6 protein-coding genes and 2 pseudogenes are annotated in these 6,008 nt (G+C 32.5%); 2 read left to right on the top strand and 6 right to left on the bottom strand.

The window, feature by feature from the left end; all coding sequences use genetic code 11:
- The first annotated feature begins 149 nt into the window (after nucleotides 1-149).
- On the top strand, nucleotides 150-2,054 hold the full coding sequence (locus tag GHI93_RS12625; protein ID WP_003134160.1) for a heavy metal translocating P-type ATPase: 1,905 nt from the start codon (nucleotides 150-152) through the stop codon (nucleotides 2,052-2,054).
- Nucleotides 2,055-2,312 carry a hypothetical protein gene (locus GHI93_RS12620; RefSeq protein WP_153497346.1) on the top strand — a complete coding sequence of 86 codons (258 nt, stop codon included), beginning with the start codon at nucleotides 2,055-2,057 and terminating at the stop codon, nucleotides 2,310-2,312.
- Nucleotides 2,313-2,585: 273 nt separating this feature from the next.
- On the opposite strand, the gene GHI93_RS12615 is transcribed toward GHI93_RS12620, so the two are convergent.
- From GHI93_RS12615 to GHI93_RS12590, 6 genes and pseudogenes are all read right to left on the bottom strand, one after another.
- A complete protein-coding gene (locus GHI93_RS12615) occupies nucleotides 2,586-2,960 on the bottom strand; it encodes a MerR family transcriptional regulator (protein ID WP_343030378.1) in 375 nt (124 codons plus the stop codon).
- Nucleotides 2,961-3,182: 222 nt separating this feature from the next.
- Nucleotides 3,183-3,380: pseudogene (locus GHI93_RS12610) on the bottom strand (IS3 family transposase); the annotation flags it as partial.
- 273 nt (nucleotides 3,381-3,653) lie between these two features.
- Nucleotides 3,654-4,469 carry an EbhA gene (locus tag GHI93_RS12605; RefSeq protein WP_153497332.1) on the bottom strand — a complete coding sequence of 272 codons (816 nt, stop codon included), beginning with the start codon at nucleotides 4,467-4,469 and terminating at the stop codon, nucleotides 3,654-3,656.
- Nucleotides 4,470-4,602: 133 nt separating this feature from the next.
- Nucleotides 4,603-4,995 (bottom strand): hypothetical protein, encoded by a 393-nt coding sequence (locus GHI93_RS12600; protein ID WP_143466365.1) that lies wholly within the window; start codon nucleotides 4,993-4,995, stop codon nucleotides 4,603-4,605.
- Nucleotides 4,982-5,647 (bottom strand): restriction endonuclease subunit S, encoded by a 666-nt coding sequence (locus GHI93_RS12595; protein ID WP_153497333.1) that lies wholly within the window; start codon nucleotides 5,645-5,647, stop codon nucleotides 4,982-4,984. Before GHI93_RS12595 ends, GHI93_RS12600 begins: the two co-directional genes overlap by 14 nt.
- A pseudogene (locus GHI93_RS12590) lies at nucleotides 5,635-6,008 on the bottom strand (RepB-like protein); the annotation flags it as partial. The pseudogene GHI93_RS12590 and the gene GHI93_RS12595, both read right to left, overlap by 13 nt.

The following is a 6,008-nucleotide window of genomic DNA, read 5'->3' as shown; positions in this document are numbered from 1 at the left end:
CAAAAACTTTTGGAAGTGTGCTATTATAAGTCATATAAGTCGTGCGCTTTCTAATGCTTAGTGGTTTAAGATTAGGATAGCACGACTTATTTATTTTCCAATGAAATTAACTAGCAATTCGGGTATATCATTTAGAAGAGGTATCTAATATGAAAAGCTTAATTACAGCTTTAAAAGAAAAGAGAGCATTACGCTTATATTTTATCGGAATAATAATTTTTATCATCGGATTATTACTCCCAATATCAAGTACAGTCAGAGTTTTAATTAGCATAATAGCAACTATTTTATCGGGATATCATGTAATGCTTGAAGGGATAGATGATACCATAAAAGAGACAGTCAAAAAGAAAAGATTTACTCCTAATACGCATATTTTAATGACACTTGCCGCAATAGGTGCAATTTTCTTAGGAGAAGCCGTTGAAGCTGCTCTACTAATCTTTATATTCGCAGGGGCACACTTTCTTGAAGAATATGTTGAGGGAAAAAGTAAACGGGAAATTACTAAACTAATAGAACTAAATCCTACGGAAGCTCGTTTAATTAATAATGAGGGAAATATAGAAGTAGTTTCGATTGATAAATTAAAAATAGGTGATAGACTTCAAGTTTTGAATGGAGCGCAAGTTCCAACTGATGGTATCATACTTAATGGTTCAACAAGCATTGATGAGTCAACCATAAATGGTGAAAGTATTCCTCGAGAAAAAAATGTTGGTGATATTGTTTTTGGTTCAACCATTAATGGTACAGGTACATTCACTATGAGAGTATCCAAGGATAGCAAGGATACAGTATTTTCTAAAATATTAACTATGGTTGAAGAGTCACAAAATAACCTTTCACCAACTGCCGATTTCATAAAACGTTTTGAACCACACTATGTCAACGGAGTATTAGTAATATTTTTAGCTTTAATTATATTTTCTCCAATGTTTTTAGGCTGGACATTAACGGAAACAATTTCAAGAAGTTTAGTCTTTCTAGTCTCTGCTTCACCATGTGCATTAGCTGTTGCTGCAATTCCTGCAACATTAGCTGGAATATCATCTTTAGCAAAACAAGGAATACTATTTAAAGGTGGTAATTTTCTTTCAAATTTAATTAATTTAAAAGCTGTCGCTTTTGATAAAACAGGAACATTGACAGAAGGAAAACCAAAAGTAGTAGATTTCTATTTTAATCCCGAACTTGATGGTGAATCCTTTAGAAATACATTAGTAGCAATGGAAAAGCAAAGTAATCACCCATTAGCAAATGCTATAGTTAATAAATTTGAAATTCAAAAAGTTGACTACGATATCAAAGTAGAAAATGAACTTGGGACAGGGTTGAGCGCAACCTACCAAGGAGAAAGCTATCGAATTGCTAAACCAAGTGCTTTTAAAATCGTAAGTCAAGAATGGATTGAAAAACAGGAAAACTTTGAAAATGAAGGAAAAACGGTGGTATTTATTGCTGTTAACGATAAAGTCGAAGGCTTAATAGCAATTCAAGATACTCCTCAAAAGACTGCAATTTCGGCAATTCAATATTTAAATAAGAATCAAATAAAGACTATTATGATAACTGGTGATGCAGTATTAACGGGAAAGGCAATTGGGAAACAGTTAGGCGTAAGAGATGTGCAGGCAAATGTAATGCCTGATGAAAAGGCAAAAATAATAAATGAAAATAAAGAAAAATATGGTCCAACCGCGATGATCGGAGATGGTGTGAATGATGCACCAGCACTTGCTGTAGCAGATGTAGGTATTGCGATGGGAGATGGCACGGATGTAGCTATAGAAACTGCAGATGTAGTATTAATGAATAATGACCTTGGTAATTTTGTGAGTGCACATAAAACTTCTAAAAGATTAAAAAATATTGTAACTCAAAATATAATATTTGCTTTATTAGTTGTTCTATTTTTAGTGTATATTAGTCTATGGAAAAATACCTCGGTGGTACTAAGCATAACATTGCATGAGGGAAGTACGCTGGTTGTTCTGCTAAATTCATTGAGATTATTATTGCCAAATAAAAAAGATATAGAAGGAGAGCTATAAATGTTTAAAAATATATTTCAAAACTTAACTGAACAAGCACAAGAAATTTTGGGGAATATAACCGAAAATATTCCTGAACAAATTCAAAATGTTGCAGGAGGTATAACCGAAAACATTCCCGAACAAATTCAAAATGTTGCAGGAGGTATAACCGAAAACATTCCCGAACAATTTCAAAATGTTGCAGGAGGTATAACCGAAAACATTCCTGAACAAATTCAAAATGTTGCAGATAGTATTACGAAATTTTTGGGATAATATAAATTTTTCTCATCTTTTGAGAATATGAAATTAAATTATGCTCCAATCAAATGTATCAAACTAGGTTGAAACTCAATGACCAACTCGTTATATACCACGAGCCAATCAGAAAGCTTGATATTCGCTCAACCAGATACATCTGAGGAATCCTCCTTTATAAAGATTTTAAATATATTAATTGGGCCACTGAAATCAGGTGGCTTTTTTTGTTCAGTATTGAGGTCGGTATTAGGGTCGGTATTGAAAAGTGTTATCGACCTTAAGAATGGACTAACAATTATTTATAGCCATGCTTTGAGAAAAAGCAAACTTTTTCGGAAAGATGTATATCATTTCAATTCGTTTTAAATCCTCTATTTGTTTTTGCGCTTCCTTTTGTTTTTTAGAAATAAATTCGAACATATCTTGACAACGAACTTCATCTTTATCTACAACACCAAGTAATTTATAAATCTCGCTTAAAGAAAAACCAAGTTCCTGTATTCGTTTAATAAACCCAACACGCTTAACGTCATCATATGAATATATCCGATAACCAGCTTCCGTTCGGTGAGGTTCTTGTAATAAATTTTTTCGCTCGTAATATCTGATCGTTTCTTTATTAACTCCACATTTATCTGCAAACTCACTAATGCAATAAATCATCTTATTTCACCCCATGAATATTATAAACCGTGTACCATAGTACACGGTCAAGTAAATTGGACTATTTTATTTTTTTCCCAAAGTATCACTCGTATGTGATTGATACTTTTATATAATACTATTGATTATCCTAACATCCCACCAGAAAATCCGATTTAAACACCAGTTGTTTTTAAACTATTAAGAAAGTAATTCCACTATATATTCCGAAGACCCTTTATTTTAAGCACTTACCTTTTCAAATTGATTAGGTGTAAGATACCCTAAACTTTGATGGATTCGTTTTGAATTATAAAAGGCTTCGATGTACCAGAAAATACTCTGATAGGCTTCTTCAAAGTTCTTATATTTAAATTGATACACCCACTCTCTTTTTAAATGTCCATGCCAAGATTCAAGACTGGCATTATGATAAGGGTATCTTTAAATTCTTTTGAGTAGCGTTTTTTCATGTTTTTGTCCTTTGTCTAAATTATACAATAGTGACTCTAAGATTTAAGGATAACATCACCTCTGGCGAAGAATAGAAAATTAAAAAGCCTTTTAGGCTTTTTTATAAACGCTCGAAGAGCGTTTCTTCTTATCTTGATTGTTTGCCTTTAAAATGATTCATTACTCTGTCCTCTCTGTCTTTTTTCTCAATTTTACACAAGAATAGATTTTTTGGAAAACTTTGCAACAGAACCATATTTTTTATAATTGAGTTAGACTATCAACTATTTTTTTAGTTAATTCTTTTTGTTGAGTTGCAGTTAGTTTACTTGAGGTTCTAATTACACATGTACCACAAACTTCATGAGACCCAGAGTTGAATAATCCTGCCCCATCGAATGCTGATAAATAAGTATTGCGTTTTTGCGCTTCTTCAGGTGATTTGTACACTTCAATTTGTCCCCCTGCATCAGTACCTTTAGCAATAATATCTGATCCATCTATTTGATCTTGTACTTCAGAGTCTGTAAAATAAATAGCAGAGGTGTACCCCCCAGGTTTATTCAATGATCCATTGGGATCATTGCTTTCGGTTACTGCTTCAACTCCTGTAATGGTAGGTATCGATTTTAATTTTTTTATTACAAAATCTGAAGATGGATTAGTCACCAACTTATTTTTATTGATTGATTCTTTAAAATTAGATAAAGCCAATTTCAATGATTTTTGGTTATCACTATAGTCAACTGTTTTTGGCAAATCCTTTATTAATTTGTTAATATCAGAAGTTTTAGTGGGGATTTTGGGAACTATGACCATATCATTCTGGGATTGCTTTAAAACATTGTCAAGGTTTGCTTTAGTTGAATTGTCCAGTGGTAATTCGTTAGTTTTTAGACTTTTTTCTGCATCTTGAATAATTTTATCCAAAGATTTATTTTTTTCTTTGATAGGCTTATAAGCACTATTAAAATTATCAACCGCTTCCTGATGTGGTTTTGCAATTCCAAAGTAGTATCCTAATCCTATACCGACAAAAACAACTATCATAGAAAATATAGTAATTCTTTTTTTCATTTGTATCTCCTCAAATATAATTACACTCCATATATTAGCCATTATATCACTAAAACATAAAAACACCCCCTATAATCTAATCATAAGATTATAGGGGGTGTTTTTATTTGATTTTATAGGAGTTATTATCTAATTATAACCCTTTTTTTCTCGAAAAATTATAGATTAGTATAGTGCTGAATATCCCACTCCAAATTATCGGAATGATAATTTCAGTCGTTGAGTGGTAAATATATGGATTTTCAGAAACAATATATGGCTTTTTCTTTAGAAAATACACCTTCACTGTATCATTATTTTTGAATTTTGACTTAGATGCATCTACCCCATAGGAATTTTCTGAGAAATTATAAGTTTTAACATTGTTTCTATCAACTTTAATTTTTGCTATAGCAGTATTTTTTTCTCCTCTAGAAAACTCTCTCTGATCTTGCCATGAAGAAGATGAACTAACAATTAGTAAGATAATTATAGCTGCCAAAAAAATATTAGCAAGTATCTTTAAATATTTTTTAATAATTTCCATAATGTAGAGTCCTAAATTTGTTAAGCAAACATTTTTGTAAGTAGCCTTTTTTCTGCTCTTTCAATAAATCTAACTTACGCTGGTTAGCAACGATAAGGTTGTCCAGATGATTTAACAGTTCACCAATGCGGGCCTGTTCCTGAACACTAGGTGTCATCAGCTTCATATCACGAATCAAACCCAAAGCAATAAACTTTTGGGTCCCACCGGCATTTTCCTTTTGGATAAAGCGTTCAAATGAGGGCGACTTTAAATATTGAATTAGCCAGGTATTGATAATTTCTGGCGATGTTTTCTCTTTAATCAATGCAACATTTTTGATTGCAAAGTCATCTCTATCAACGATTACAGGTTTTCCGATTGTTCCAATCATTCCGAATAATATGTCTCCGATATCAACCTTTGATCGCTGGTTAATTTCATTAAAATCTTCATCAGTTAAATAAGAAACATCGGACATGTCTAAACCAGAATCGGTTAGATTTTTAGATGTAACCATTGGGTGACCTTGCTTAATATACTTCGGTGAAGCGTGTGTTCCATCACGAACATCGGACCACTCACCAAGATTACGCTCTTCCCAATCATCCGTAAATCCCGAAAACCTTAATTCTGGAACTTTCTTTTTAACTGAATCATCTATTTTCGCCATAGTTGCCACCATTTTTTAGATTCTGTTTTTACAGGCTCTTTTTCTTTTGCCTTGTTTCGTTCTTCTTCTGATAACTTCAATTGAGCCTTTAGTCGTTCAATTTCTTCCTGCGCCTCACCCCTTATCGACGAGCCATCTTTCATATCCTCCTGAGGCATTTTAAGAGCTTTCAATTTATTGATTTCTGATTTATACTCTTCTAGTAATTTTTTATCCTGTAAGGCTAGACGTTGTTGTTGATCTAAAAGATTTTGCATTTGTAAGATTTGAGTATCTTTATTTTCTAATTGAGTTCGTAAAAATTGTATCTCTGATAAAAAATGGGCGGTGTTGCCTTTGACGGTGTTGTCTTTGACGGTGT

Source organism: Lactococcus hircilactis (assembly GCF_009601015.1).
Taxonomy (GTDB): domain Bacteria; phylum Bacillota; class Bacilli; order Lactobacillales; family Streptococcaceae; genus Lactococcus; species Lactococcus hircilactis.
This window is presented reverse-complemented; position numbering and strand designations above follow the sequence as displayed.